This is a genomic window from uncultured Parasphingorhabdus sp. (assembly GCF_963975735.1).
In the GTDB taxonomy this organism is placed as follows: domain Bacteria; phylum Pseudomonadota; class Alphaproteobacteria; order Sphingomonadales; family Sphingomonadaceae; genus Parasphingorhabdus.
Genome location: NZ_CAXBIA010000012.1, coordinates 69,130 through 94,144, shown reverse-complemented (window position 1 = coordinate 94,144; position 25,015 = coordinate 69,130). Strand labels below are relative to the sequence as shown.

Annotated in this window: 22 protein-coding genes; 7 read left to right on the top strand and 15 right to left on the bottom strand. The window is 55.5% G+C overall.

What is annotated here, in order from left to right; all coding sequences use genetic code 11:
* The 5 genes from AACZ86_RS12825 to AACZ86_RS12805 form a co-directional block, all read right to left on the bottom strand.
* Positions 1-402, bottom strand: a 402-nt coding sequence (locus AACZ86_RS12825; RefSeq protein WP_339693165.1) for a M48 family metalloprotease, incomplete at its 3' end; no start/stop codon positions are given.
* 112 nt (positions 403-514) lie between these two features.
* The gene (locus AACZ86_RS12820) at positions 515-1,462 is read right to left on the bottom strand and encodes an acetyl-CoA carboxylase carboxyltransferase subunit alpha (RefSeq protein ID WP_339693163.1); all 948 of its coding nucleotides are present in this window, start codon (positions 1,460-1,462) and stop codon (positions 515-517) included.
* A 31-nt stretch (positions 1,463-1,493) separates the two neighbouring features.
* Positions 1,494-2,390: a tyrosine recombinase gene (locus AACZ86_RS12815; RefSeq protein WP_339693162.1), complete on the bottom strand. Its 897-nt coding sequence runs from the start codon at positions 2,388-2,390 to the stop codon at positions 1,494-1,496.
* A 39-nt stretch (positions 2,391-2,429) separates the two neighbouring features.
* Entirely contained in the window at positions 2,430-4,316 is a 1,887-nt protein-coding gene (locus AACZ86_RS12810) for a hypothetical protein (RefSeq protein WP_339693161.1), read from the bottom strand.
* Positions 4,282-4,416, bottom strand: coding sequence for a hypothetical protein (locus tag AACZ86_RS12805; protein ID WP_339693159.1), 135 nt, complete (start codon positions 4,414-4,416; stop codon positions 4,282-4,284). The genes AACZ86_RS12810 and AACZ86_RS12805 overlap by 35 nt, the downstream gene beginning before the upstream one ends.
* Positions 4,417-4,464: 48 nt before the next feature.
* Here AACZ86_RS12805 and AACZ86_RS12800 point away from each other — a divergent pair, with 48 nt between their 5' ends.
* Together AACZ86_RS12800 and aroB are read left to right on the top strand one after the other, a co-directional pair.
* Entirely contained in the window at positions 4,465-5,085 is a 621-nt protein-coding gene (locus AACZ86_RS12800; protein ID WP_339693158.1) for a shikimate kinase, read from the top strand.
* A complete protein-coding gene (aroB, locus tag AACZ86_RS12795) occupies positions 5,082-6,182 on the top strand; it encodes a 3-dehydroquinate synthase (RefSeq protein WP_339693157.1) in 1,101 nt (366 codons plus the stop codon). The genes AACZ86_RS12800 and aroB overlap by 4 nt, the downstream gene beginning before the upstream one ends.
* A 21-nt stretch (positions 6,183-6,203) precedes the next feature.
* Here aroB and AACZ86_RS12790 read toward each other — a convergent pair whose 3' ends face one another.
* From AACZ86_RS12790 to radA, 4 genes are read right to left on the bottom strand one after another with little or no spacing between them, the layout of a single operon-like run.
* Positions 6,204-7,970 carry a monovalent cation:proton antiporter-2 (CPA2) family protein gene (locus AACZ86_RS12790; RefSeq protein ID WP_339693155.1) on the bottom strand — a complete coding sequence of 589 codons (1,767 nt, stop codon included), beginning with the start codon at positions 7,968-7,970 and terminating at the stop codon, positions 6,204-6,206.
* A gap of 3 nt (positions 7,971-7,973) precedes the next feature.
* Entirely contained in the window at positions 7,974-8,414 is a 441-nt protein-coding gene (locus tag AACZ86_RS12785; protein WP_339693153.1) for an iron-sulfur cluster assembly scaffold protein, read from the bottom strand.
* Complete coding sequence (locus tag AACZ86_RS12780; protein WP_339693151.1) at positions 8,411-8,935, bottom strand: CvpA family protein; 525 nt, start codon at positions 8,933-8,935, stop codon at positions 8,411-8,413. The genes AACZ86_RS12785 and AACZ86_RS12780 overlap by 4 nt, the downstream gene beginning before the upstream one ends.
* A gap of 9 nt (positions 8,936-8,944) precedes the next feature.
* Entirely contained in the window at positions 8,945-10,309 is a 1,365-nt protein-coding gene (gene radA / locus AACZ86_RS12775; RefSeq protein WP_339693150.1) for a DNA repair protein RadA, read from the bottom strand.
* A gap of 112 nt (positions 10,310-10,421) precedes the next feature.
* Here radA and AACZ86_RS12770 point away from each other — a divergent pair, with 112 nt between their 5' ends.
* Positions 10,422-12,773, top strand: coding sequence for a patatin-like protein (locus AACZ86_RS12770; RefSeq protein WP_339693148.1), 2,352 nt, complete (start codon positions 10,422-10,424; stop codon positions 12,771-12,773).
* On the opposite strand, the gene AACZ86_RS12765 is transcribed toward AACZ86_RS12770, so the two are convergent.
* The 3 genes from AACZ86_RS12765 to AACZ86_RS12755 form a co-directional block, all read right to left on the bottom strand.
* The gene (locus AACZ86_RS12765) at positions 12,774-13,721 is read right to left on the bottom strand and encodes an MBL fold metallo-hydrolase (RefSeq protein ID WP_339693146.1); all 948 of its coding nucleotides are present in this window, start codon (positions 13,719-13,721) and stop codon (positions 12,774-12,776) included.
* A 139-nt stretch (positions 13,722-13,860) separates the two neighbouring features.
* Positions 13,861-14,466 carry a DUF6445 family protein gene (locus tag AACZ86_RS12760; protein ID WP_339693144.1) on the bottom strand — a complete coding sequence of 202 codons (606 nt, stop codon included), beginning with the start codon at positions 14,464-14,466 and terminating at the stop codon, positions 13,861-13,863.
* A gap of 298 nt (positions 14,467-14,764) precedes the next feature.
* The gene (locus AACZ86_RS12755) at positions 14,765-15,289 is read right to left on the bottom strand and encodes a winged helix DNA-binding protein (protein WP_339693142.1); all 525 of its coding nucleotides are present in this window, start codon (positions 15,287-15,289) and stop codon (positions 14,765-14,767) included.
* Between the two features lie 316 nt (positions 15,290-15,605).
* Between AACZ86_RS12755 and AACZ86_RS12750 the strand changes: the two genes are divergently transcribed.
* From AACZ86_RS12750 to AACZ86_RS12740, 3 genes are read left to right on the top strand one after another with little or no spacing between them, the layout of a single operon-like run.
* Positions 15,606-16,835 carry a cytochrome P450 gene (locus tag AACZ86_RS12750; RefSeq protein WP_339693140.1) on the top strand — a complete coding sequence of 410 codons (1,230 nt, stop codon included), beginning with the start codon at positions 15,606-15,608 and terminating at the stop codon, positions 16,833-16,835.
* Between the two features lie 57 nt (positions 16,836-16,892).
* Positions 16,893-19,304, top strand: a complete 2,412-nt coding sequence (locus tag AACZ86_RS12745; protein WP_339693138.1) for a TonB-dependent receptor — start codon at positions 16,893-16,895, stop codon at positions 19,302-19,304.
* Positions 19,305-19,338: 34 nt separating this feature from the next.
* Positions 19,339-19,734, top strand: coding sequence for a nuclear transport factor 2 family protein (locus AACZ86_RS12740; RefSeq protein WP_339693136.1), 396 nt, complete (start codon positions 19,339-19,341; stop codon positions 19,732-19,734).
* 431 nt (positions 19,735-20,165) lie between these two features.
* Here the strand turns inward: AACZ86_RS12740 and AACZ86_RS12735 are convergent, their stop codons facing one another.
* Positions 20,166-20,882, bottom strand: coding sequence for a LuxR C-terminal-related transcriptional regulator (locus AACZ86_RS12735; protein ID WP_339693134.1), 717 nt, complete (start codon positions 20,880-20,882; stop codon positions 20,166-20,168).
* A 484-nt stretch (positions 20,883-21,366) separates the two neighbouring features.
* Here AACZ86_RS12735 and AACZ86_RS12730 point away from each other — a divergent pair, with 484 nt between their 5' ends.
* A complete protein-coding gene (locus AACZ86_RS12730) occupies positions 21,367-21,603 on the top strand; it encodes a hypothetical protein (protein ID WP_339693132.1) in 237 nt (78 codons plus the stop codon).
* A gap of 42 nt (positions 21,604-21,645) precedes the next feature.
* Here AACZ86_RS12730 and dnaJ read toward each other — a convergent pair whose 3' ends face one another.
* Both dnaJ and dnaK read right to left on the bottom strand, forming a co-directional pair.
* Entirely contained in the window at positions 21,646-22,800 is a 1,155-nt protein-coding gene (gene dnaJ / locus AACZ86_RS12725) for a molecular chaperone DnaJ (RefSeq protein ID WP_339693171.1), read from the bottom strand.
* Between the two features lie 105 nt (positions 22,801-22,905).
* Positions 22,906-24,855: a molecular chaperone DnaK gene (gene dnaK / locus AACZ86_RS12720; protein ID WP_339693130.1), complete on the bottom strand. Its 1,950-nt coding sequence runs from the start codon at positions 24,853-24,855 to the stop codon at positions 22,906-22,908.
* Between the last annotated feature and the right edge of the window lie 160 nt (positions 24,856-25,015).

Genomic DNA, 25,015 nt, shown 5'->3' with positions numbered 1-25,015 from the left:
CATCTCCGCTTCGTCGTTCATCAGCGCCATCAACTGACGCGTGAGATAGACATAACCTCCCGGAATGGCGAAAGCGTTGTTAACGGGACTGTTGAGCAGCGTTACGGTAAAGTCACTACGCGCGTTGCCAAGTCCCGACTGTACGGCGATATTTTGCCCTACTTGAACGACATAGGCAACTTGAGGGCCGGTATATGCACCGCCGAATTCCTCAAGCAATTGGGGGTGAGCTTCCGCCCCTTTCTGTTTTTCCGCTACAGATATCGATCGGACTTCACCCGACTGGCTTCCAGCAGAATCTACCGCACCGGCATCGGCGCCACTGCCCGTACAGGCGACCAAGGCGATGACCGCCCCCGCGCTCGTCAAAAGTGTTGTCAGTCGCGTCGAAAAATTTCTCATAGCAAGCTCCTCATTGTCGCACTGTATAAGAACGGATCAGGGGGTAAAGGGTTCCGCGTGTAAAATGACGTTTCAGCCGCGCTACACCGACGAAAAATCTATACGTTCTGGTCTAAAGTGCACCAATTTGAAGAAATTTTTCTCGGCGTATTCTTCTCAGCGCCTCGCGATCGAACTTTTCCAGCTGCTCAAATTCTTCCTCGATCGCTTTACTTAGATAAGCGATAGCCAGGTTCTGGTCGCGGTGCGCGCCGCCCACCGGTTCAGAAACGATCCGGTCAATGACACCCAGTTTTTTCAGATTTTGGGCCGTGATTTGCATCGCATCTGCAGCAACATCAGCCTTGTCACTTGTCCGCCACAGGATAGAAGCGCAACCTTCGGGCGAAATCACCGAATAGACGGCATGTTCGAACATCAACACACGTTCTGCCGCCGCCAGAGCCACGGCGCCGCCTGAACCTCCTTCACCCACGATCATGGCCACCATCGGAACACCGAGCGAGAGGCATTTTTCAGTGGAGCGGGCGATCGCCTCCGCCTGCCCTCGTTCCTCTGCTGACACACCGGGAAAGGCTCCGGATGTATCGACCAGGGTCAAAACTGGAAGCGAGAACCGGTCGGCCATATCCATCAGACGGATCGCTTTCCGATATCCCTCCGGTTTTCCCATCCCGAAATTATGCCGCAAGCGGCTTTGTGTATCATCGCCCTTTTCATGGCCGATCACAACCAACCGACGATCCCCTAATCGAGCAAAACCACCCAAAATAGCTTGATCATCGCCAAAATTCCGGTCGCCGCCAAGAGGCAGAAACTCGTCGAACAGACCCGCTACAAAATCTTTAAAATGTGGCCGCTCCGGATGGCGGGCAACCTGCGTTTTTTGCCAGGGGGTCAGTTTCGAATAGGTGTCTGCCAGCATTTTAGCGGACTTGGTCTGCAGCTTTTCGATTTCTGCTTCGATGTCGAGCGAACCTTCGTCCGCCGTATCTCTTAGTTCGAGAATACGGGCTTCGAGCGCCGCGATTGGTTTTTCAAAATCGAGATAAGATGTCATGAAATTGAGTTAGAACCGGACAGACGAAACGTCAACGCACGAGATTTCGTTCGCTCAGCGGATGACGATTATTCACGAGTTCGACCAGTCGTGCGCTGTCTATGTGTGTGTAGATTTGCGTGGTACTGATATCACTGTGACCCAATAGAGTCTGTAAGGCACGTAGATCTGCTCCTCCCTCGAGCAAATGGGTGGCAAAAGCGTGGCGCAGGACATGCGGGCTGATATTGGCCGGGTTGATTCCGGCCTTGGCAGCATGTTGCTTGATAATCTGGTACAGTCTGATGCGACTGATATGGCCCTTTCGCGAAGGAAACAGCCATTTTTCTTTCGGATCAATACATTCCGCCCACCGCTGTACGGCAGCACGCGCCTGTTGGGAGACTGGTACCAACCGCTCCTTTTCCCCTTTTCCTTTGATAATCAAATATGGTTTGTCCCCGCTAATGGCAGACCGCTGCAAGCTCACCAGTTCGCTCGCCCTGAATCCGGAACCATAAAGCAGCTCCATGATGGCAGAAAGCCGGATGGTGGCTGGCTTAACCGGATCGCAATTGAGCCCCTCGGCGATCAACTGGAACAGATTCGCGATTTCTGCGTGGGACAGCGTCTTGGGTAAAGAACGGACGACTCCCGGTCGTGGTAGTGCGTCGGACGGATCATTCTCGCGAAAACCCTCTTCCACCAAAAAACCGAAATATCGCCGTAAACTAGAAGATTTGCGAGCGACCGTACTGTTTTGCAGACTGCGCCAACGAGCAGATAAATTCTTGATCTCATCTCTACCCGCGCTGGACAGTCTTCCACCAGCTATTGCCGATGCTTGCTCCAAATCGGATCGATAAGCCGACAAAGTGTGCTGGGACGCTCCGGCTTCTGCGACCAGCATTTCGAGAAATCGTTCGATCAGATTGGCGTCATCACTCATAGCTTGCCCGAATAAGCCTCAAGGCCATTAAAGCAAAGCCTATGTCCGTGACAAGGCTTCGGCCGCGATCATCCGCGCTTCAGGCTCGAGGCCCACCCGTTTCAGGCTCTGCATTATATGGTAAAGATGCAAAGGCGACATCGCCTTCCAGTTCCGGCCTTGCATTCCAACTGCCGCGAGCAATGCCACTGTACCTTGTTGCCCACGTTGCGCGGCCGACTGGATTGCCTTGGTCCATCGTGTCGAGCGGCCTAGGTCTAACTCCAAATCACTCGCAAAATCATCTATCGTCTGCTGATCGGCTCGTCCCAAACCAGCGACGGCGGCCAGCAAGAATTTACTACGCAGTTGCCCTTCACTGGCATCAGCATCGCCAAAGTCATCCAGTGCACCATAAGAGATCGGAATATTTCTGGTCGGTGATGCCACGGCTAACAATGCCCAGCCATCACTGCCTTGATCAACAATATCTGCCCATCGGATAGCACTGCGATCGAGCCCAGCAGCCAGCATCGACGCGATCAGATCCGCGCTCTGATCGCCAAGAGCATCTGCAGGAGGAATTTTTGCAGCGGCACGAGCAGTCAGGATTTTGGCAGAATATCGTGTGAGCGTCCCTTTGGACCGCCCCCATAAATCATGCATTGCTGCCAAACGGGATTCCGCTGTATCGTTGGTATAGGCCTGACGCAAAACCGACGCCAGAGCCCTGCGATCATCACTCGCTTCCGGATCATCATATGCGGCTGAATAAAGGTCTACCATTGCCTGGCTTGAAACCACACCGATCGCAGCCGCGATATCTGCCGCCTTCATCCGAGAATCCATTGAAAGCATGGGAGCGCGGACGCGCCACCCCTGAACATGGCGACCGGCCTTGGCATATAAACGATCTGGCGGCTCAACGCCGGTTGCAGCACCCAGGCCAAAGCGCCAATTATTAAAGAACTCGATATCGTCCCACAGGATGGTTACCGCTCGACGACCTTCGAAACCGGCGCCGATCGTCTTTTCTGCCAGCAAATAATCTATTCCGGTGGCCGCCTTGTCGCGCCTCGCCTGCTGGAGCAAGCTGGTCGCGCGGCTTTGCTCTCCCACAAAGGATGCACATATAGGACGGAACATGGTCCATGTCGGTGCATCACTGACTCGCGCACCACCATCAACGAGAGGGCAGATACCGGCGGGATCGGCAGTCGCCAGATGGGCCTGCATTGCTACTTCGTAGAGTCTCGGCGTGTAATTATCACCATCAACCTTCATCACGAGCGAGCGGGCGGCATCTGCCTCGCCCATGAGTAGCAGACGCCACGCTCGTTCGGCAGTCCAATCCGCAGGATTCACATTCTCAGGGCTGGTGACCTTGCTTAGCAAAGTACGTCGTAACAGAATCGAACCCCAGCGAGAAATGATCGGACCACGCAAGTTTCTGATCAAGTTGGTCAGATATTGCCCACCCTCTTGACCGAAGGCATCTACCGCCAAGCCATTGTGCTGAGGCGTTAAAACGCCGATTTCTACCATCGACCGCCTTTCGCCTGCGGAAAGACGATATTGGGACTGCAGCGCATCATCTAGCGCGTTCAAATCAAGGTCCCCGTTCTCATCGAGAGTTAACGACGGGGAAACGGAACCAAGGTCAGGAACATTGCCATCCGCACCAGGTCGGGTTGATGAGTCACTAGGCTGAGGGGTTGCAGGCCGCGCCGAAACCGGACCTGGCGCTGGCGTTGGAGCGGCCGCGGGTGCGGGGCTGGGCGAAGGCGCAGCATCTCCAAAGCCCGGCGGTAGCAACGACTCCGGCGAGTCCTGCCCCAATACCGGGATCGCTACCAATAGAGCACCAAGACTCACCGCAGTTAAAGATATGTGTTTGATACGCGCTCGCATTTTACTGCAGATCATCACCAATAACAGGCTTTTCAACCGATTGCAGTGGCTGCTCGACATCCATCGAGGCCAGATAAACAGCCGCGCCGACCAGGACAGCAACAAACAAAATTAAATAGACCAACTTACGCGGCATAGATGTGGTTCAATCTTTCGAACGGTTAAAAAACTAGCATAATCAGCATTGGAAATTGCACCCTTAGCCAACCGCTGTATAGCCTTTGCCCCAATGGATAAAAACATTAAAGCCTCTTTCGACAATTCAGCAGGAAATTCCGGTGAAAAACCGGTTTCCGGTTCAGACAAGCCTATTGTTCTGGTCGGTTTGATGGGAGTCGGCAAAACTACAGTGGGCCGGCGTCTGGCAAAACGCATGAATCTTGCGTTCGTGGACGCCGACGAGGAGATCGAACGGGCGGCAGGTCTTACGGTAGAAGAAATTTTTAGCCGTTTCGGTGAAGGCTATTTCCGTGACGGCGAACGCCGCGTGATCGCACGCCTGATGGAAGGCAAGCGTCAGATTATCGCTACCGGCGGTGGAGCGTTTATGAACGACGAAACCCGGACGCTGATTCTGGAAAAAGCAATCGCAATCTGGCTCGACGCTGACCTGGAGACGTTGGTAAAACGCGTGGGACGGCGCAATACCAGACCATTGCTGAAATCCGGTGACCCTGCCAAGATTCTAGCCGATCTGGCGGCGACAAGAAATCCCGTTTATGCCACGGCACATATCCATGTCATGGGCAATGATTCGCCCCATGAAATTACCGTAGAAAAGATTATCGAGGCATTACAGCGTTGACCCAAATCACTGTTGAACTAGGCGAGCACAGCTACCCCATATTGGTGGAACCCGGTGCATTGGAGCGGGTTGCGACGCATCTGCAGGGATATGCCAATAATCGGCGACTATTTATTCTCACCGACGAGAATGTCGGACGTCATCTGCTACCAAAGTTGCAGACTGCTTTTGCCGGAAGCGGAATCGATCTGGTGGTTAAAAGCATGCCGGCTGGAGAATCGAGCAAGAGTTGGCGTCAACTCGAACTGGTGACCGACTGGCTATTGGCCCAAGGCGTCGAGCGTTCCGATACGCTGGTGGCGCTTGGCGGTGGTGTGATTGGTGATCTAACCGGATTTACAGCAGCAATTGTCAAACGCGGCTGCAGGTTCGTCCAGATACCCACCAGCCTTCTTGCGCAAGTGGATAGCAGCGTCGGTGGCAAGACGGCGATCAACAGTTCAGCCGGGAAGAATCTGATCGGCAGTTTCAATCAACCTCTCTTTGTACTGATTGATCCACTGGTGCTGAACAGCTTGCCAGACCGGGAATTACGGGCCGGCTATGCCGAAGTGATCAAATATGGATTGATCAGCGACGCGGATTTCTTCACCTGGTGTGAAGCCAATGGCAGCGATGTGCTGAATCGCGATCCGGAAGCCCTTAGCAAGGCGATCATCCACAGTGTTCGCGCCAAAGCGCTGATCGTCGGGGAAGACGAGAAAGAGCTCAGCGGTCGCCGCGCCCTGCTCAACCTGGGCCATACATTCGGCCATGCGCTGGAGGCGGAGACCGGTTTTTCGGACAAGCTGGTCCACGGAGAAGCCGTTGCGGCGGGGATGGCGCTGGCATTCGGATATTCGGTGCGCCGTGGCCATTGCGACCCGGCCGAAGCGGAACGCGTCCGATCCCATCTGAAGTCGGTCAATTTGCCCCATGATTTGGCGAGTGCGTCGGTAAATGCATCCGGTCAACGACTGGTTGACCATATGATGCACGACAAGAAGATGAGCGGCGGCACCCTGCCCTTCCTGCTTGCAAACGGTATCGGACAGTCATTTCTGGCGAAGGATGTCGAACTGGAGGACGTTGCTAAATTTCTGGACGAGTCGGACTGACCAACCGCGAATAATCGGAGATCAGGATTCCTTCGCCGCGTTATTTTCGAATCTGAGCTCTCCCCCGGCGAGCATGTCACCGCCGGACTTCATCTGCGCTTCCAGCCGGTCGCAATCGCGTTGACGGAATTCTTCGTCGACCTCTTCGATCAGACTGCTATCCAAATCAATTGCGAACATGGTCTGCCGCGCGAGATGGATCGCTGATTCAAACATTTCCCGCTTCATCCCGACGATGCCGAGCCCCTTGAGCGCGATCAGCTGACGGCGGTCGTAGACCCGGACGAATATCTTGGTTTCCGGGAAAGACTGAACGATCGCGCGCGCTTGTTCGGGACCGAATTCCTTATCATCCATACAGAAGACAATGGCATCCGCTTCATGCGCTCCCGCCCGCCGCAACAAATCCACGCGAGTGCCGTCGCCATAGAAAACCTTCGCACCAAACTGCTGGTGCACATCAATCTGCTCCGGTTTAATATCGATCAACGTCAGCGGGATTTTTGCAGCCATCAGCACTTGCGACACCGTCTGGCCAAATCGCCCCTGCCCGACCACGATGACCGATGCTCGCCCGGCGTTGGAGGGATCTTCGAGATCCGCTGACGACTTGCTTGCTCCACTGCTGAATCGCCGTGCGAGCAGCATCAGAAAGGGCGTCGTCGCCATTGAGATGGTGATAATCGCACCGAACAGACTGCTCGCTTCGGGTTCAATCAATAGCGCCTTTTCTGCTTCAGAGAATAGAACAAAGCCAAATTCACCACCTTGGCTCAGCAGCATTCCCATCGCCAACGCCGGGTTGGTTTCCATTCCAAACAGCTTGCCAAGTCCGAAAATGATCGCAATTTTGACCGCCACCAACGCAACGGCTGCCCCCAATATAAAGGCTGGATTTTCCATCACGACATTCAGGTCCAGCATCATACCAACCGCGAGGAAGAAGAAGCCGAGCAATAGAGATCGAAAAGGATCAATGTCGGCTTCCAGCTCATGGCGATAGGGAGAGTTGGCCAGCATCACCCCGGCGATAAAGGCCCCCAGAGCCGGCGACAGACCGATAAATTCCATCAGTGCCGCGCCGCCCAATACGGCCACAAGACCGGCAACAATGAATAATTCACGCTCGGCAATCCTGCCGATCACTTTCAGCAATGGCTGCAACAGATATTTGCCGGCCAGGATGAGCCCGCCAATGGCAAGTACTGCGTAAAGCGCGGTCAGCCAACCTGATGGCCCGCCTTCGTCCTGTGGTGCGCGAGATAGCGCGGCAATGATGGTCAACAGAGGTATGATCGACAGGTCCTGAAACAACAGGATCGAGAAAGCTTTTTCTCCGGTCGGCGTATTCAGTCTGCCGGAAGATTGCAGCATCGGGAGCACCTGCGCCGTCGAGGAGAGCGCCAATGGCAAGCCTATCGCGATGGATGCGGCAAGAGTGAAGTTGGTCGTCGCCATGATCAGCAGAAACAGTGCGACACCGCACAACACAACCTGACTCATTCCGAGACCGAATATCGCCTGACGCAAACGCATGAGTCGCGCCGGTGCCAGCTCCAGCCCAACGATGAAGAGCAGCAGAATGATTCCGATTTCGGAAAACTCGAGGATCGTGCCGGCATTGCTGATCAACTGGAACCCGTGCGGGCCAATCAATACCCCTGCAATCAGATAACCGAGAACCGCGCCGATGCCGAACCGGCGAAACACCAGCACCATGACCAGGGCCGCACCGAGCATAACGAAGCCGCCCAGCAACAGATCGGCCATATGGGTTTCGGTTTCCATGGCTCAGACCGCCTTTTGCTTGGCAGAGGCGTCTGCGAAAGCAGCGATCACTGTGTCATAAGGGAGTAATATCGCGGCATGACGGCCCTTGTGATCCCGGGCGGCCGCCAGCTTGTCCATATCCGGCCACTTACCGGGAGACTCGCCTGATCCCTCCAGAAACGCTGCCAGATTGTCTCGAGCAATACCGATATCGCTGGCTGTCTTGCCGATAGCCTGTGCGCCCAATATGGCGGCAGATGCCTGACCCAGCGCGCAGGCGCTTATTTCAAGACCCAGATTCTTCAGCTTTCCACTATCGGCCACCACCACGTCTGCCGCGACTTTGCTACCGCATGTCTTGGATCGTAGTTCTGCCGCACCGTCAGGATTATCCAGTTTTTGCTGATGCGGAATCGACACTGCGAGACGCAGGATATCACGGGTGTAGAGCGCTCCGCTCATTGATCCGCTACCGCTTGCTCATCGGTCGACTTCCGCTGTTCTTCAACAAAATCGACCATGGCTTTGCCGCTTGCATGCAGCAACGGATAGGTACGGGAGTCCGCGAGCCATTCCGGCCGCGGTTCGTCCGCGCCGTAGATGGTGTCATAGACCAGAACCACGAGCAAATAGAGCAAGGTGGCACCGATCAGCCCCTTGATCATGCCAAAGCCGAAACCGAGCACGCGATCAATCGGACCGAGAACGGATTTGCGCGATTTTCTGCCAATGGATCTCGCGATCCAGCGTCCCAGCGCATAAGTGACGATGACGATAGATGCGAAAGCCAGCACAGAAGCCCCGCTCTCGCTGCCCACCGGGCTGATCAATCGCTCATATATCGGCATGTGCAGCATCCGCACACCCAACACGACCAGTATCCAGACAAAGAGCGAAAGCGCTTCCTGAACGAATCCTCTGAGGAAACCGAGCACCGCTGCTCCGCCCATTAAAATCAGTACAAATATATCGAGACCGGTCATCGGCTCTAGCTAGTCACGCTCGAGCATATGGTCAACGAGATTGGCGAGTTTGGCAAATTGCAGTTTCTTCATGCTGTCGCTGCTTTTTTCACCGGACGCCGGTATCAGAGCGCGGTCGAAGCCCAGTTTCGACGCCTCCTTCAGACGAAGAGGCGTGCGCGAGACCGGCCGGATTTCGCCGGACAGCGCAATTTCGCCAAATATCACGGCATCGCTGGGCATCGGACGTTCGGCATGGGCGGATATCAGCGCAGCCGCCACAGCCAGATCGGCAGCAGGATCGGTGAGCCGATAGCCCCCCGCGACGTTGAGATAGACTTCGGCACCGGAAAAGCTGAGCCCGCAGCGCGCTTCCAGCACCGCCAGGATCATTGCCAGCCGCGAACTGTCCCATCCCACGACCGACCGCCGCGGGGTCGCGCCACTTGCCAGCCGGACTGTCAGCGCCTGTATTTCCACCAGCACCGGCCTTGTGCCCTCCATCGCCGGGAAGACGGTCGCTCCTGTAACTTCCTCGCTGCGGTCAGTCAGGAACAGGGCGGACGGATTGGCCACTTCGGTGAGGCCTTTCTCTTCCATCGCGAAAACGCCGATTTCATCGGTGCCGCCGAAGCGGTTCTTGATCGCGCGCAGAATTCTATATTGATGGCTGCGCTCGCCCTCGAAGCTCATCACCGTATCGACCATATGTTCGAGCACACGCGGCCCCGCGATATTGCCGTCCTTGGTGACATGTCCGACGAGCATCACCATCGTACCATGTTCCTTGGCGAATTTGATAATTTCCTGCGCCGATGCCCGCACCTGGCTGACCGTTCCCGGCGCGCCTTCGATCAGATCGCTGTGCATGGTCTGGATCGAATCGATCACGACGAAATCCGGCGCATCGCGGCCCAATGTTGTGAGAATATCGCGGACAGAGGTCGCCGAGGCCAGCTTGACCGGTGCCTTGCCTAGCCCCAGCCGCCGCGCCCTCAGCCTTACTTGATCCGCGGCTTCCTCGCCGGAAATATAGGCCACGGATAGCCCTGCCTCGGCCAATCGCGCAGAAACCTGCAGCAATAATGTCGATTTCCCGATCCCCGGATCACCGCCCATGAGCGTCGCCGATCCGGCCACCAGTCCGCCACCAACAGCGCGGTCAAATTCGGCAATGCCGGTTTGGCGACGGTCCGGCAGCGCGATCTCGCTATCCAGCCCGACCAGCCGCACCTCGCGCCCGCCTGTCTGCAAATTATGCTTGGACGCGAACACCGTTTCGCCCGCTTCCTCGACCAGCGTATTCCACTCGCCACAGTCGCTGCATTGCCCTTCCCAGCGATGCGCGATCGAGCCGCAATTCTGACAGACATATTTTTTCTTTGGTTTGGCCATGCGGCTTATTTAGCAGAACAAATAAAGAACGCTAGCGATATCTGGCCCCGGATAAATTGGATCCATGGCATTCGCGCTTGCACCCTCCCCGCCATCCTGTAGTTAAAAACCCATGCGGCAGAAAGAACTCAGACTGGCCTTGATCTGCTATGGCGGCGTTAGTCTGGCTATCTATATGCACGGTATCACCAAAGAGATCTGGAAACTGGCGCAGGCCAGCCGGGATTTCCACGATGGCGCAAGAGTCGACCAGTGCAGCCGCGGTATCTATTATGATATATTGGAATGGCTGGAGCAGGAGACCGGCACCAGGCTGCGGGTGCTGCCGGACATTATTTCCGGGGCCAGCGCCGGCGGGATCAACGGGATATTCCTGTCGCAGGCGATTTTGTCGGGCCAGTCGCTCGATCCGCTGACCGACTTGTGGCTCGATACCGCCGATGTCGACAAGCTGCTGGACCCCGATGCACGTCCGCTGTCGCGTTTCTCCAAATTCTGGGCCGAGCCGATTGCCTGGATGGCGCTGGGCCGCAAGGGTGGGGCGGTCGAGCAGACTGTGTCGAAGGAAGCCCGCGAAGAAGTCAAGATGAAGCTCTCGCGTTTCGTCCGCGCTCGCTGGTTTGCTCCTCCCTTTGGCGGCAAGGTGTTCAGCGGCCTTATCTGGGATGCGCTCGCTGCGGTCCAAGCGACTGAACGCGGCCCTCGTCTGCTCCCACCGGGCCAACCGCTGGACCTGTTCGTCACGGTGACCGATTTTGTCGGCCACCCCGAGAAGCTGCAACTACACAGCCCTCCCGAAGCGCTCGAGATGGAGCATCGCATCACAATCGGCTTCTCGACGAGAGGCAAGAGAGACGATGCGATTGCCGATCCGGCAGCCCTGACCTTCGCCGGTCGCGCCACCGCCAGCTTCCCCGGCGCTTTCCCGCCGTTCACGGTAAGAGAACTGGACGAACTGTTGGCCGGGCATGAATATGTCTGGGAAGGTCGTTCGGCTTTTCTCAAACGGATATTGCCCAACCAGTTTCGTGCCGGCACGGCCGAAGATACCGTGCTGATCGATGGTTCGGTCCTCGCAAACGCTCCTTTTGCACAGGCAATCGAAGCGCTGAAGAACCGACCGGCCAAGCGCGAAGTCGACCGACGCTTCGTCTACATCGATCCGCGCCCTGATCTCGACGTAGAGAAAAGCGACAAAGCGATGCAGCGGCTGCAGGCTGCGCAGGAAGAGGAGAATGAAGCCCTACCCGGTTTCTTCTCGACGATTTTCGGAGCCATTTCCAATATCCCCCGCGAGCAGCCGATCCGCGACAATCTCAACGCAATCGCCCTACGATCCAACCGGATCACCCAGATGCGGCTGATCACCGAGAATTTGCGCGGCGAGGTCGAGGAACATGTCGAAGGCCTGTTCGGACGGACGTTTTTCCTCGACCGGCCAACCGCCGCGCGCGTGGCGGCGTGGCGACGCAAGTCGCACGACAGGGCGGCCAAGCTCGCGGGATTTTCTTACAGCGCTTATGGCCATCTCAAGCTGGCGACGGTGATCGAGGATATCGCGCATACCGTACGGCGCGCCAAATCTGATCCCAACGCACATAATCATCCGGGATTGCGCAACGCACTCTGGACCGAGATACGCCGCCTTGGTCTCGACAATGTCGGACAGAAGAGCGGCGGACCAACCAAGTTGGCCGCTGAATTCTTCCGCCAGCATGATCTGGGATTCCGGATACGTCGCCTTCGTTTTCTTGCCCGGCAACTGGCCGAAGATCTTGATCGTGCCGATCCCGCCGATGCAGAGGTCATGGAAGGGATACATGATATCATCTATGATTGCCTTTCTCTCTATATCGAGCGCGAGACGATCGAGTATCTTGGCGATGATTTCATTGCCCTTGCCGAACAGGCGGACGTGCAGCCCGGAGCAATGCTGGACGCTCTGGCCAAGGCCCGCGATCTTACGACAGCCGATGCCATTGTCGACGCCAGACTGGCGGCGGCACTGGCGGTGATACCGAAGGCGGAGAAGCGGTCGATGCTGCTCGCCTTCCTCGGCTTCCCCTTTTACGATATCGCGACCCTGCCACTACTGCAGGGCGAAGGGCTCGACGAATTCGACCCGATCAAGGTTGACCGCATCTCTCCGGAAGACGCCAGGACGATCCGCAAAGGCGGCGTGGCGGCGACGCTAAAAGGCATTGAATTCAACAATTTCGGTGCCTTTTTCAGCCGCAGCTACCGCGAGAATGACTATCTCTGGGGCCGCCTGCACGGCGCCGACCGGATGATCGACATCATGCTCTCCACCCTGCCCGAGTCCAAGCGCCCCGATGGCGGCACGGTCCTCGGTTTCAAGAAGACCATCTTCCGCAAGATCGTCGACGAAGAGGAGCCCCGGCTGACCAGGGTCAAACCGCTGATCGCCGCCTTGCGCGAAGAGATCGAGGCGGCGACCCTCTGACTAGTGAGCGTGGTCTTCCGCGTGATCCGGCTTCTGCACGCTCTTGTACACCGCCTCGACAAAAGCATCACCCTTGATGAAGGCATCGGGGTTGATGTCCCATTGCCCCGCCAGCTTCATGGCCTGCGCCTGCTCCAGCGACTTGCCCTCGCCTTGCGCCTTTTCCACCGCGCCGATCACCGTCTTCATCATATCGCGATAGGCGATCAGATCGGCCTTGGTCGCCATCGGCCCATGACCGGGAATGATCTTCGTCTCGTCATCCACCATGGTCAGCACTTTGTCCGCCGCGGCCAATATGCCGCGCGCGTTGCCGCCGCTGTCCAGATCAATGAAGGGCAGGCTCATCTTGTTGAAAAACAGGTCTCCCATGTGCACGACATTGGCTTTCTTCCAGAATATGACGCTGTCGCCATCGGTGTGGCCATGTTTCATATGTTTGACCTGCACCTCGTCGCCATTGAGGTGCAGCTTCAGGCCGTCATGATAGGTCACGGTGGGCAAGGCATCGACCACTGATGCCGGATCATTGCCGCGCCCTGACTTCTGGATGCCCAGCATCCGTTCGCGGACATGGTCATGCGCCATGATCAGCGCGCCCGCCTTGCCGAAATTTTCATTTCCGCCGCTGTGGTCGCCGTGCCAGTGAGTGTTGATCAGATATGTAACCGGCTCCGCCCCCAGACCAGCGATGGCAGCCTGAATTTTCGGCGTCAGCGGCGCGAACTGGTCATCGATCAGCACCGTTCCGTCAGGTCCGTAGGAAACACCGATATTGCCACCGGCACCAAATAATACAGCTACTCCGTCGGCCAGTGGTTCTGCCTTGATCTCGACATTGGCGAAGCGGTCGGTTTCCTGAGCGTGGCTCTCGTTGACGGGAAAAAAGGCCAAGGGAGAAGCCGCGAGCAGCAGGGCAGCGAAAGTTCTGGATATCGGTCTGGACATGGGAAGGGTCTCCTGTTTTTTTTCTCGTCGGGTCGGTGGTTTTGGGTGGCTATCGCTTACCCCACCTTCATTGGTTTAGCCCCAGCCTTCGCTGGGGTGACAATCATTCTGCCGACTTAACATCGATACGCGGCAACCGCTATCCCTTGGCAAAAAACATCAGATTGACCAGCCTGCCATCCTGCGGCGTCTTGCCAAAGGCCATGCCACTATTGTGGAACATCCACGGACTGAACAGGATCAGCCGGTTGAAGCGCATCGGCACCGTCATAACCTTCTCCCATTTTGCCGGATGATTGGTGTCCTTGTTGACCACATCCTCGATCAGCGCGTTGATGTCGGAATAGCCGGCTTTCATGATCCCCGGCATATCCGTCGGCACCCGTTCCAGTCCGGTCCGCTTGTGGCGGAAAAACTCGGTTCCGCCCTTACAATGTTCGGGCAGCGACAGATAGAGAATGCCTGAAAAAAAGGCCGGATCAATATGAACACCGCTGCGGCCTTTATCGCCTTTCAGCGTCACCCGGCAATGCAAATGGCTTGTATTCGGCGCTGCTTTCACCGGCGCGTTGATGATCCCGGAGATACGCTCGTTCAGACCTTGGATATCCAGCGGCGTGGTCGAGATATGACCCGGATAATTGCCATGTTTGTTTTGGGGATCATAGTTCAGCGCCAGCGCGGCGTTACGCGCCACCAAAGGATCGGAGATAAAGTCGTCCAGAATGAGCAGCGATGGCAGCATCAAAAAACTCTCCGACGAGACGACAAAACTATTATCGCGGCGCACTCATGGCTGGAGATCCGCCCCCAGTCGTTCATATTGCCAGCCAGTAGTCCGATGAGCTTTACAAACTTTACAGTGTTAAAGAAAAAAAATCCTGTCGCAGCATCGACGTCAGAAACGCCCCTCAACCCACTGGCAAGATAAGATAAATATTGAGGAGGCGGAAGATTAGACATTTTTCGTCCCTATCATGAATCGCCTGCTGTAGGACATTATTTTATTGCTCGACCTACAAGATGACCTCAAGGTGGACGCGTCAGACCTGTCCTTTTCGACCGGCAAAGCCCCCCTCAACAATAGCCCCGACCCTGCTCATGAATTCCATGCCATTTGCGATCTCTTCATCGGTCAGCTGGTCAGATATCAATGCGATAAAGGCTTCTGTCCGTTCCATCATTTCATTCACCGTAGCCTGACCTTTTTTCGTCAGACGAATGACCTTCTCCCGGGCCGACGTTTTGCTTTCCTTAATCGAAATCAGATTGAGATCCTTTTCCGCCATGGCACGCAAGACTTTGGAAATCGCCGGACTTCCCAGTTCATACCATTCGCCGATCAACCGTTCGATGGTCTTGCGATGGATCGTATTGCCGTCGGTGCCCTTGGAATGGATGATCCACAGGATCACCGTCTGATGCCGGGTCAGATTGGACCCGCTCAGATGTTTTTCAACCGCCATGCCGACCGAATAATGGAAGGGATAGAATAGCTTGAGGAAGTTTTGCGGGGCAGTTTCCCGTTTTATGGGATAGCCTATGCCGAAATCAGACTGCTGCTTCACGCGATGCTCCATCATTGGGATATCCGCCAGATTTCCCTGGCCACGAATCAAATAGATGGATGAACGAATATCGCGCTAAAGTCTAATCATCCAGCTAAAAAACTGTCCTCTTGCCTGCACGGCTGTTGATATACCAGCCGTCAGACCCGCCATCATACAGCTCATAATTTTCAATTTTATCTAGTTTATTCAATATATTATACTCAAGAAAGGCGCCGGTGATTTAGATCGGTTGACAATTTCGCTTTCCAATTCATATTATGTCTTACGGACACTATGTCCCAACGACACATAATGTTTTGAGGATTGAGGATATATGAAACCCGCGTTCAGCGTCGACCAATTGAGCAGCCCGGACGTAATCCGGAATCCCTATCCTTATTATGATCTGCTGCGCGACCAGTCGCCTGTATTTGGTTATCGTGATTTTCCTCCTGGCACGATGCCGGGTGTAGACGAGCCAAAGCCGTCCTGGGTGGTGCTCAATTTTGATGATGTCGCTGCCGTGGCGTGGGACCATGACAGCTTTTCCTCACGCGACAGCCTGCAGGAGGAATCCTCGGCACCCTCGCTGATGCTGGTCAACCATGACCGGCCGGAACATACCCGCCTGCGAAAAATTGCAACCAAGATCTTTCAGCCTGCATCGATCAAATCGCTCGCCCCTGCGGTAGACGCGCTGGTCAGCAAAACCATGGACGATTTCTTCGTCACGGATAAGCCGGTCGACGTGATGGCCGACTATTGCGCCATGCTGCCGAGCAGAGTGATGGCCTATCTGTTCGGCATGCCGGACAATATGGACCGGGACGTACGCAACTGGGCGACCGCCTTCATGCTGTCCGCCGATATAAGTCCGCAGGAGCGGCAAGCCTATAATGAAAAAGCCATGGCCTTTTTCGCCCGGCATGTCCGCGAACATATGGACTGGATTGCGAAGGGCGAAGATACCCCCGGCCCCTTGCTTAACGCCTTCATCCGCACCGAGGTCGACGGCGACAGCCTGTCCTTCGAGGAAATCGTCCGCTTCTGCATGACCGCCACCGTCGCCGGGGCCGAGACGACTTCGTTCTATCTCGGCAATCTGATCGCCGTGTTCGCCGACTTCAACGACATCTGGCAGGGCTTCATGGAGGACCCGACGCAGTTTGACGCGATCTACAAGGAAACCCTGCGCTTTCACGGCCCGCCACAGCGGCTGTTCCGCGTCGCGACCCGCGACATCACGATAGGCAATGCCGATATCAAGCGCGGTGATTGGGTCGCCTGCTTTTTTGGCGCGGCCAATTATGATCCGGACGCCTTTCCCGAACCTTACGAGTTCCGGCTGAACCGCAAGAACGCCAATCGCCATATGAGCTTCGGCTATGGCATCCATCGCTGTCTCGGCGCGCCGCTGGCGCAGCTGGAAGCCGAGTCCACCGCACGCATGCTACGCGAACGATATAAGCAGATTGAACGCGCAGGCGAAGCGGTCTGGCAGGATGTCAGCCTGCTCAACCACGGCCTGCACAGCAACCCGGTGATATTTCGCGCCCGGAATTAGCGACAGAAAATATTCAAAAACAACGGTGAGCAAAATCACCGAAAGAGGGAGGAAGACATGAACATTCGAAACAACAAGACAGCGGTGCTGACAACAGCCAGCCTGCTCGCCATCATGGCGGTACCAGCGCCACTTCACGCTCAGCAAAATGCAAGTGAGGGAACGCAGGAAAGCAATAGCGATGTCATCATTGTAACCGCCAATCGCCGCTCGGAATCGATCCGGGACGCGCCTTTGTCGATCACCGCCTTCGGTGGCGATGAGCTTGCCAACCGGTCAATCACCTCGATCGAACAAGTCGGCGCCATCGCGCCCGGTGTCCAGATATCCACCTATCAGGGTGATACATCTATCTTCATCCGCGGCATCGGCACGCCGACAATCATCGCCGGCACCGACAGCTCGACCGCGACCTATATCGATGGCGTCTATATCAGCCGCCCCGCCGCGATCGGCCCGCAATTTTTCGATATCGAGCGCATCGAGGTGCTGCGCGGGCCGCAGGGCACGCTTTACGGCCGCAACGCCACCGGCGGAGCGGTCAATATCGTGACCAATCGCCCTTCCGATATACTCGAGGGCAATCTCCAGCTAACGGTCGGCAATTATGATCGCTTTCCCGTCTCCGGCGCCTTGAGCGGACCGATCAACGATGCGATCCGCGCACGCCTGGCCTTTCAATGGGAGGATCGGGACGGCTACGCGACGGTGACCAGACCCGATGACAGCACCGAGCGGGTGGAAGACAAGGAGGATTATTCCATCCGGCTTACGGTGGAGGCTGATCTGTCGCCCGATGCAACGCTGACCCTCAACGGCGACTATTATCACGCAGACGACAAGGCCAACGCCTATTACTACGCGAGCGCAGGCTATGCCGACGAAATTCCCGGCTGGTACGGGACGCGGGAGGGATCACAAACCCTGCCCTATTTCGGAATGAAAAATGCCGGCCGTGTTTCAGAGGCCGCTTCCCGCGATATTTTTGCCGATGTCCCCTATTTCAACAAGGTCGAGAATTGGGGCCTCGGTGCAACGCTCGACTGGGATATTGCCGACTATAATCTGAAAGTCATCGGCAGCTACCGCGACACAAATCCGGTCTCGCAGAACGAGTTCGATCTGTCCGACGCCTATGTCAATTATGTCGGGCGCGAGGAAGATCATTGGCAGTGGAGCGGCGAAGTGCAACTGAGCTCGCCCACCGACAAACCCTTCTCATGGATTGCCGGTGCTTATTATTTTGAAGAACGCAATATCATCGACAATGATATTTTCGGCAATTTCTGGGAGCCGATCCTGATCCAGGGCTTCACGGACCTGCAGGCTGCCGGCGTCCTGCCGCCCTTCCCTGTGGTCTTCCCCGACAGCGACCTGTGCTGTGAGTTGCATCTCAGCGGCGAACAGGAGACCAGGGCCTGGGCCGCCTATCTCGACACGCAATGGGAAGTCTCGGACCGGGTCACCGTCCGGCTGGGCGGTCGCTATAGCGAAGAGCGGCGCGACGGACGGCAGAATTTCGATCTGGTGATGCTCCCGGACATCCGCATCGCGCCGAACACGATCTTCTTTCCCAATGCGATCACCGACGACCGCGATGCTGCGCAGCCCGATCCGTTCGGTTTCGTCATCGCTCCGGTCAACGGGCCGACGACCTTCAGCGCATTTACGCCCAAGCTCGGCATCGATTTCAAACCGAGCGACGACGTGATGCTCTACGCCTCCATCCAGCGCGGCTTCAAGAGTGGCGGCTATAATATCGGCAGCAGCCAGCGCGATCCGTTCGAACCGGAGAAAATCTGGTCCTATGAAATCGGCGCGCGCAGCGAGTTGCTCGACCGCGCCCTGATGCTCAACGCCTCGGCCTTCTGGTATGATTATACCAACCTGCAGGCACAGGACAGCGTCGGCAACCAGCCGATCATCCGCAATGTCGGCAAGGCACGGGTACGCGGCTTTGAAGTAGAGACCGTGGCTCGTCCCACTGACTTCTTCCGGCTGGAAGGCGCACTGACCTATGTCGACGCGCAATTTACCGAGGGCCAGCTGACCGAAGCCCTGCGCCCTGCCCCGCTTACCCAGGATCCAGGGACATTTGTCCGCGATCTTGACGGTCTTCGCCTGCCGCGCGCCCCGCGCTGGAAGTTCAGCATCGCCGGTCAGGTCGAACAGCCGGTCGGTGACAGCGGCAAGATTACCGCCCGCGCCGAATATCACTGGCAGAGCAAAATCTATTTCACCGTGTTCAACATCGATGCCGCGTCGCAGGAAAGCTATGGCTTGCTCCGCGCCAGCCTCGGCTTCACCAGCGCTGATGACAAGTGGAGCGTCCGTCTGTTCGGCGACAATCTGACCGGCGAGACCTATTTCACCAACCAGATACTGACCGGAACCGTTTACGGCGCGGAATTTGTCGGGCCGCTCGGCACACCGGCTACCTATGGCGTCGACCTACGGTTCAATTTCTGATGCCAACGGTTAGAAAATATAAGGAAAAACACCCATGATCGCTCCGATTGATGTAACCAGGAATGTCTTCGCCGCCTTTGGCGCTGCCGACGTTGATGCAATTGTTGAATGGCTGCACCGCGATATCCGGATCGAATTTTACGGACCCGAAGTCATTCCCTACGCCGGAACCTATAACGGCCTCGAACAGGCGCGCAGCTTTTTCGAAACGGTATTGTCCTCGGTTGATATTCACCAGTTTGATCCGGAGGAGTTCATCTGCGAGGGCGACAAGGTTGTCGTCACCGGCCATCTCCGCCTCACCGCGCGCTCTACCGGACGAGAGATCGAGTCAGACTTCGTCCATGTCATCACCGTAGCCGACGAAAAATGGCTTCTGTTCCGCGATTTCATGAACACAGTCGAAGCCGCCAACGCATTTTCTGCGTAAATTGCGCCCTCGACCATCAATCACGGCATATTCTGCATAGTCGTCGGGTTGATCCGACCGCGCCGGGAGACCTTGTTTCCCGGCCGTCAGGACCTCCATGCTTGCAGCCAAGGCACCTGGTGAAATAATTACCGCACCAGCGGTTAATCGATCCAGATTCTGGCCGTTCCTAACTCTGATTGATGATTTGGCGGAAACATTCCAATTCGGATTGGCACTATCCCCACATAGTCCAGTTCGATGCAGCTATGACACAGGCTTCCGGACATCAATCAAGCGGGTCGGGTTGGCTGGTCCCTTCCTGACCCGCTTACTATTTCGCTCGAACCTGAAGCCATCGCAAATTTATAGCAGATCAACGCGTCACCGGTGGCCTGGCATTCTTCTGGTCGGGCCTGAGCCCCGGTCTCTCAATGCCGAAAAAGCAGCATTCACCGCAATTTTATCAGAGAACTGCTGAGCCCGACGATTACGGCAGATATACGGTCATGGACATCAAGCTTCTTGAACAGGCGCCGGATATAAGTGTCTACTGTCGCTTCGGAAATGGCCAATATGGTCGCCATATCTCCATTCGATTTGCCGCGAGAGATCCAGTATAAGACCTCGCTTTCCCGTTCAGAAAGTGTCGCTGCTGCGTCGCCTGTCTCGTTGATGATCGAACAAATTCTTCTGTGGCAGGACTGGGCAATGCTAACCAAGGGTCTGACAATTTCTTCATCGCTTGAATCGATGGTTTTGCCGAAATTCATCGATAGATAGGAGTTTCTGCTCTTCGGACCGAAAAGCGGCACCGCCACACCATCTATAAAGCCCTTCTCGATCGCAACTTTCAAAAAATGCCGTTGTTTTCCTGTCAGTTTTTGATCGGCAACTGCCTCCTGCCACGTCATCACATGACCAACAGACATGACATGATCGGGAATGGGATCGGATTCCATAAAATCCGGATCCAGATAAGCGGCCACTATGTCTTCCGGATATCCGGAATGGAACACCGACGAACGTTTTGATACCTGGGAATAAAATGGCGGGGTAATGTGATATGATATGGCGGCCACGCCGTTGGCCATCAATTGATCAGACAGATCATTCAGCTCGGCATAGACCGAATTCCCGTTTTTTACCGGATCCCATTGAAATATCACGCTCTAGCCACACATTTCTAGCCGGAATGTTCACTCAAATACGGCTCAAATCCTGATCATTAGCCCTCGAACATAACATTACGACGAGTTGACTATAGCCGAAGTGAAATTGCGGGATAGGATAAATGTGCCATAAATGCCCAAAACCGGCGATTGGCCCGAAACATGTGTCACGCAGTAGCGTGACGTGTGTTCAAACGGCATGCCCCATAGAGGAGCCGCAAAACAAATCTCCCAAAAAAGTTGAATTGAATATTATGACTTATGAATTCGAATTAATATCTCATCTATTTTTATCAATATGAAAATTGATATTGATCAAATAGTTAGCATCCGGAAAAACAGAAGTAAATTATTTAACGAACAATATTTCGCCAGCAAGTTCTGGGACATAATATTGTTGTTATATAGCCATGAAACGAATGGCCTTCCGGTGGATGCCAATGGAATTTCCAGAAACCTCGATCTTAACCATCGTCAGGTCATGCGATATTTGAAGGTCCTTTTGGCCGACGATATCATTTGCGCTCATGATCAGACGGTCGAGCAATCCTTCAATATTGCCTGCGACAATTTGTATCTGACCAAGTCCGGTTTCGAGAATGTCGAAACCATAATGCAACAAACACGCGATATTTTTGCCTCGAATCACGAAGCAGAAAAGCATTTCGCCTCGCTGCAGGAACAGAAAAACGACAGATATAGCGCGGTTTCCGACTAGAAAGTCTCGAAACCCCACTGCCATTGCGGCGGACGACGCGACTTATTCGGTCAGATCTTCCCAGGCGTCTTTCAGTTTTCCGAAAAAGCCGGTCGAATTGGGTGTTTCGTCACCGGTTTCGGTTTCCTGAAAATCACGCAGGATTTGCCGTTGCTGTTTTGACAGCCTGGTTGGCGTTTCGACCTCGATCTGGACCACCATATCACCATTGCCGCGTCCGCGCAGGACCGGCATGCCGGCACCGCGCTGATGGATTTGCTTGCCGCTCTGGATTCCAGCCGGAATGCGGATGGCATGTTTCTCGCCATCGAGCCCGGGAATGGTGATTTCACCACCCAAAGCAGCCAAGGTGAAGCTGATCGGTGCGCGAGTGAACAGGGTAGTTCCTTCGCGCTCAAAAATATTGTGCCGGATCAGGTGAATGAAAATATAGAGATCGCCAGCAGGAGCGCCGCGTGCGCCTGCTTCGCCCTTTCCGGACAGACGTATCCGCGTGCCGGTATCAACACCTGCAGGGATATCGACTTCCAGAGTCTGCGGCTTGTCTACCCTGCCCTCGCCATAACAGACGTGACAGGGGCTTTCGATAACCTCGCCACGGCCCTGACAACTGGTACAGGTCCGTTCGACGACGAAAAAGCCTTGCTGGGCACGGACTTTCCCGTGGCCCTGACAGGTGCCGCAGCGCTGTACGCCGGTACCTGGTTCTGCACCGGAGCCGTCGCACTCGTCGCAACCAACCGATACATCAATTTCTATTTCGGTATGTTTTCCGTGATAGGCATCTTCAAGAGTGATTTCCATGTCATAGCGCAGGTCAGCACCACGAGCCGGGCCGCGTTGTTGCTGCTGGCCGCCAAAACCGCCGCCGCCCCCGCCGCCAAAAATAGTCTCAAAAATATCACCGATATCGTTGAAGGCTGCGCCCCCAAAACCACCGCCGCCGCCGGCGTTATTGCCGCCACCGTTGGTGAATGCAGCATGGCCGTAGCGATCATAGGCCGCGCGTTTCTGCGGGTCCTTCAATACATCATAGGCTTCGCTGATCGTCTTGAACTTGGCTTCCGCTGCGTCATCGCCGGGGTTCTTGTCCGGGTGCCACTGCATTGCCAGCTTGCGATAGGATGATTTCAGCGTCGCGCCATCACAATCGCGCGACACATTCAGTTGTTCATAATAATCGATTTCGGATGCCATACTCATGCTTCCCCCAAAGCGAGAAGATCGCCGTCCCGGCGCAGACCGCTGCCGCTGGAATTAAGTCCAGTGGCACCGATCTGCGCGCGAGCGACGTTCCAATATTTACTCAGCCGCCTTGGCGTCATCTTTCTTGTCACTGTCGTCAGAGTCATCCACTTCGGAGAACTCGGCGTCGACAACATCATCGTCAGCCGCCTTGGCTGCCGCATCTGCTGCAGCCGCATCACCGGCGTCACCGCCAGCAGCCTGTTCCGCTTCATAGATCTTCTGACCCATTTGCATGGAAACCTGTGCCAGCGCTTCGGACTTGGTCTTCATCGCTTCCGGATCGCCACCTTCGATGGCTTCCTTGGTTTCCTTCACGGCCGCTTCGATCTGGCCCTTCAAGTCGGCGTCAATCTTGTCGCCATGCTCTTCAAGCTGTTTCTCTGTGGTGTGAACAAGGCTTTCCGCGTTATTCTTGGCTTCCGCCTCGGCACGCCGCTTCTTGTCTTCTTCCGCAAATTTCTCGGCATCCTGAACCATCTGGTCGATATCACTATCGCTCAGACCGCCGGAAGCCTGGATCTTGATCTGCTGCTCCTTGCCGGTGCCCTTGTCTTTCGCGGACACGTTGACGATGCCGTTGGCGTCGATGTCAAAAGTCACATCGATTTGCGGCACGCCGCGCGGTGCAGGCGGGATACCAACCAGATCGAACTGGCCGAGCATCTTGTTGTCCGCCGCCATTTCGCGTTCGCCCTGGAAGACGCGGATGGTCACCGCGCCCTGATTGTCATCAGCGGTCGAGTAGACTTGCGATTTCTTCGTCGGGATCGTCGTGTTGCGGTCGATCATGCGAGTGAACACGCCACCGAGGGTTTCGATACCCAGCGACAATGGTGTCACGTCGAGCAGCAATACGTCCTTGACGTCGCCCTGCAAAACACCGGCCTGAATAGCTGCGCCCATGGCGACAACTTCATCAGGGTTCACGCCAACATGTGGTTCCCGGCCGAAGAATTTCTCTACGGTTTCGCGAACCATCGGCATGCGGGTCATACCGCCAACCATTACGACATCGTCGATGTCCTTGGCTTCGACGCCAGCGTCCTTGAGAGCCTTTTTGCAAGGATCGAGAGTCCGCTTGACGAGATCGCCAACCAGCTTTTCCAGATCCGAGCGGCTGATCGCCTTGACCAGATGCTTCGGACCGTTCTGGTCTGCCGTAATGAACGGCAGGTTGATTTCGGTTGTCTGCGCGCTGGACAGTTCGATTTTCGCCTTTTCAGCAGCTTCCTTGAGACGCTGTAGAGCAAGCTTGTCCTTGGTCAGATCGATGCTTTCGGTTTTCTTGAAGTCAGCGGCGAGAAACTCGACCAGCTTGGCATCAAAATCTTCACCGCCGAGGAACGTGTCACCGTTGGTCGATTTCACTTCGAAAACGCCGTCGCCGATTTCGAGGATCGAAATATCGAAGGTACCGCCGCCAAGGTCATAAACAGCAATGGTCTTGCCGTCATTCTTGTCGAGGCCGTAAGCCAGAGCCGCAGCGGTTGGCTCGTTGATGATACGCAATACTTCGAGACCGGCAATCTTGCCCGCGTCCTTGGTTGCCTGACGCTGGGCGTCGTTGAAATAGGCAGGCGTGGTGATTACGGCCTGGGTCACGGTTTCACCGAGATAGGCTTCTGCCGTTTCTTTCATCTTCTGCAAAGTATAGGCAGAAATCTGAGACGGGCTGTAATCTTCGCCGCCGGCTTTCACCCAGGCGTCGCCGTTTGAACCCTTGACGATTTCATAAGGAACCAGTTCCATATCTTTTTTCGTCATTGGATCATCGAACCGGCGACCGATCAGACGCTTTACAGCGAAAATCGTGCTTTCCGGATTGGTAACAGCCTGACGCTTGGCCGGCTGACCAATCAGGCGCTCGCCATCCTTGGTGAATGCAACAACAGACGGTGTCGTCCGCGCGCCTTCCGAATTTTCAATAACCTTTGGCTTTCCGCCATCCATAACGGCAACACAGCTGTTGGTGGTGCCCAGATCGATTCCAATAACTTTACCCATAATTCCCTCAATCAATTTTCTAACATTAGCAAAATTGCCGCCCGGCCCTGTCAATCGGCACCGTTACGGCTTCGTCAAGCGATATAGGTGGCATTTTTCTTGGCACAAGACGTGAGACCTCCTACATTTGAAAAATCAACGCAAAACAACCATATCAGGA

What these genes read in the sequence shown, in the direction of transcription:
- AACZ86_RS12780 (WP_339693151.1), bottom strand. Translation starts at nt 8,935, where the DNA reads ATGACCGGTCTCGATATATTTGTACTGATTTTAATGGGCGGAGCAGCG.
- AACZ86_RS12790 (WP_339693155.1), bottom strand. Translation starts at nt 7,970, where the DNA reads ATGGAAACCGAAACCCATATGGCCGATCTGTTGCTGGGCGGCTTCGTT.
- AACZ86_RS12820 (WP_339693163.1), bottom strand. Translation starts at nt 1,462, where the DNA reads ATGACATCTTATCTCGATTTTGAAAAACCAATCGCGGCGCTCGAAGCC.
- AACZ86_RS12740 (WP_339693136.1), top strand. Translation starts at nt 19,339, where the DNA reads ATGATCGCTCCGATTGATGTAACCAGGAATGTCTTCGCCGCCTTTGGC.
- AACZ86_RS12785 (WP_339693153.1), bottom strand. Translation starts at nt 8,414, where the DNA reads ATGAGCGGAGCGCTCTACACCCGTGATATCCTGCGTCTCGCAGTGTCG.
- AACZ86_RS12815 (WP_339693162.1), bottom strand. Translation starts at nt 2,390, where the DNA reads ATGAGTGATGACGCCAATCTGATCGAACGATTTCTCGAAATGCTGGTC.
- AACZ86_RS12750 (WP_339693140.1), top strand. Translation starts at nt 15,606, where the DNA reads ATGAAACCCGCGTTCAGCGTCGACCAATTGAGCAGCCCGGACGTAATC.
- dnaJ (WP_339693171.1), bottom strand. Translation starts at nt 22,800, where the DNA reads ATGGCATCCGAAATCGATTATTATGAACAACTGAATGTGTCGCGCGAT.
- AACZ86_RS12805 (WP_339693159.1), bottom strand. Translation starts at nt 4,416, where the DNA reads ATGCCGCGTAAGTTGGTCTATTTAATTTTGTTTGTTGCTGTCCTGGTC.
- AACZ86_RS12730 (WP_339693132.1), top strand. Translation starts at nt 21,367, where the DNA reads ATGCGATATTTGAAGGTCCTTTTGGCCGACGATATCATTTGCGCTCAT.
- radA (WP_339693150.1), bottom strand. Translation starts at nt 10,309, where the DNA reads ATGGCCAAACCAAAGAAAAAATATGTCTGTCAGAATTGCGGCTCGATC.
- AACZ86_RS12745 (WP_339693138.1), top strand. Translation starts at nt 16,893, where the DNA reads ATGAACATTCGAAACAACAAGACAGCGGTGCTGACAACAGCCAGCCTG.
- AACZ86_RS12760 (WP_339693144.1), bottom strand. Translation starts at nt 14,466, where the DNA reads ATGCTGCCATCGCTGCTCATTCTGGACGACTTTATCTCCGATCCTTTG.
- AACZ86_RS12765 (WP_339693146.1), bottom strand. Translation starts at nt 13,721, where the DNA reads ATGTCCAGACCGATATCCAGAACTTTCGCTGCCCTGCTGCTCGCGGCT.
- dnaK (WP_339693130.1), bottom strand. Translation starts at nt 24,855, where the DNA reads ATGGGTAAAGTTATTGGAATCGATCTGGGCACCACCAACAGCTGTGTT.
- AACZ86_RS12770 (WP_339693148.1), top strand. Translation starts at nt 10,422, where the DNA reads ATGCGGCAGAAAGAACTCAGACTGGCCTTGATCTGCTATGGCGGCGTT.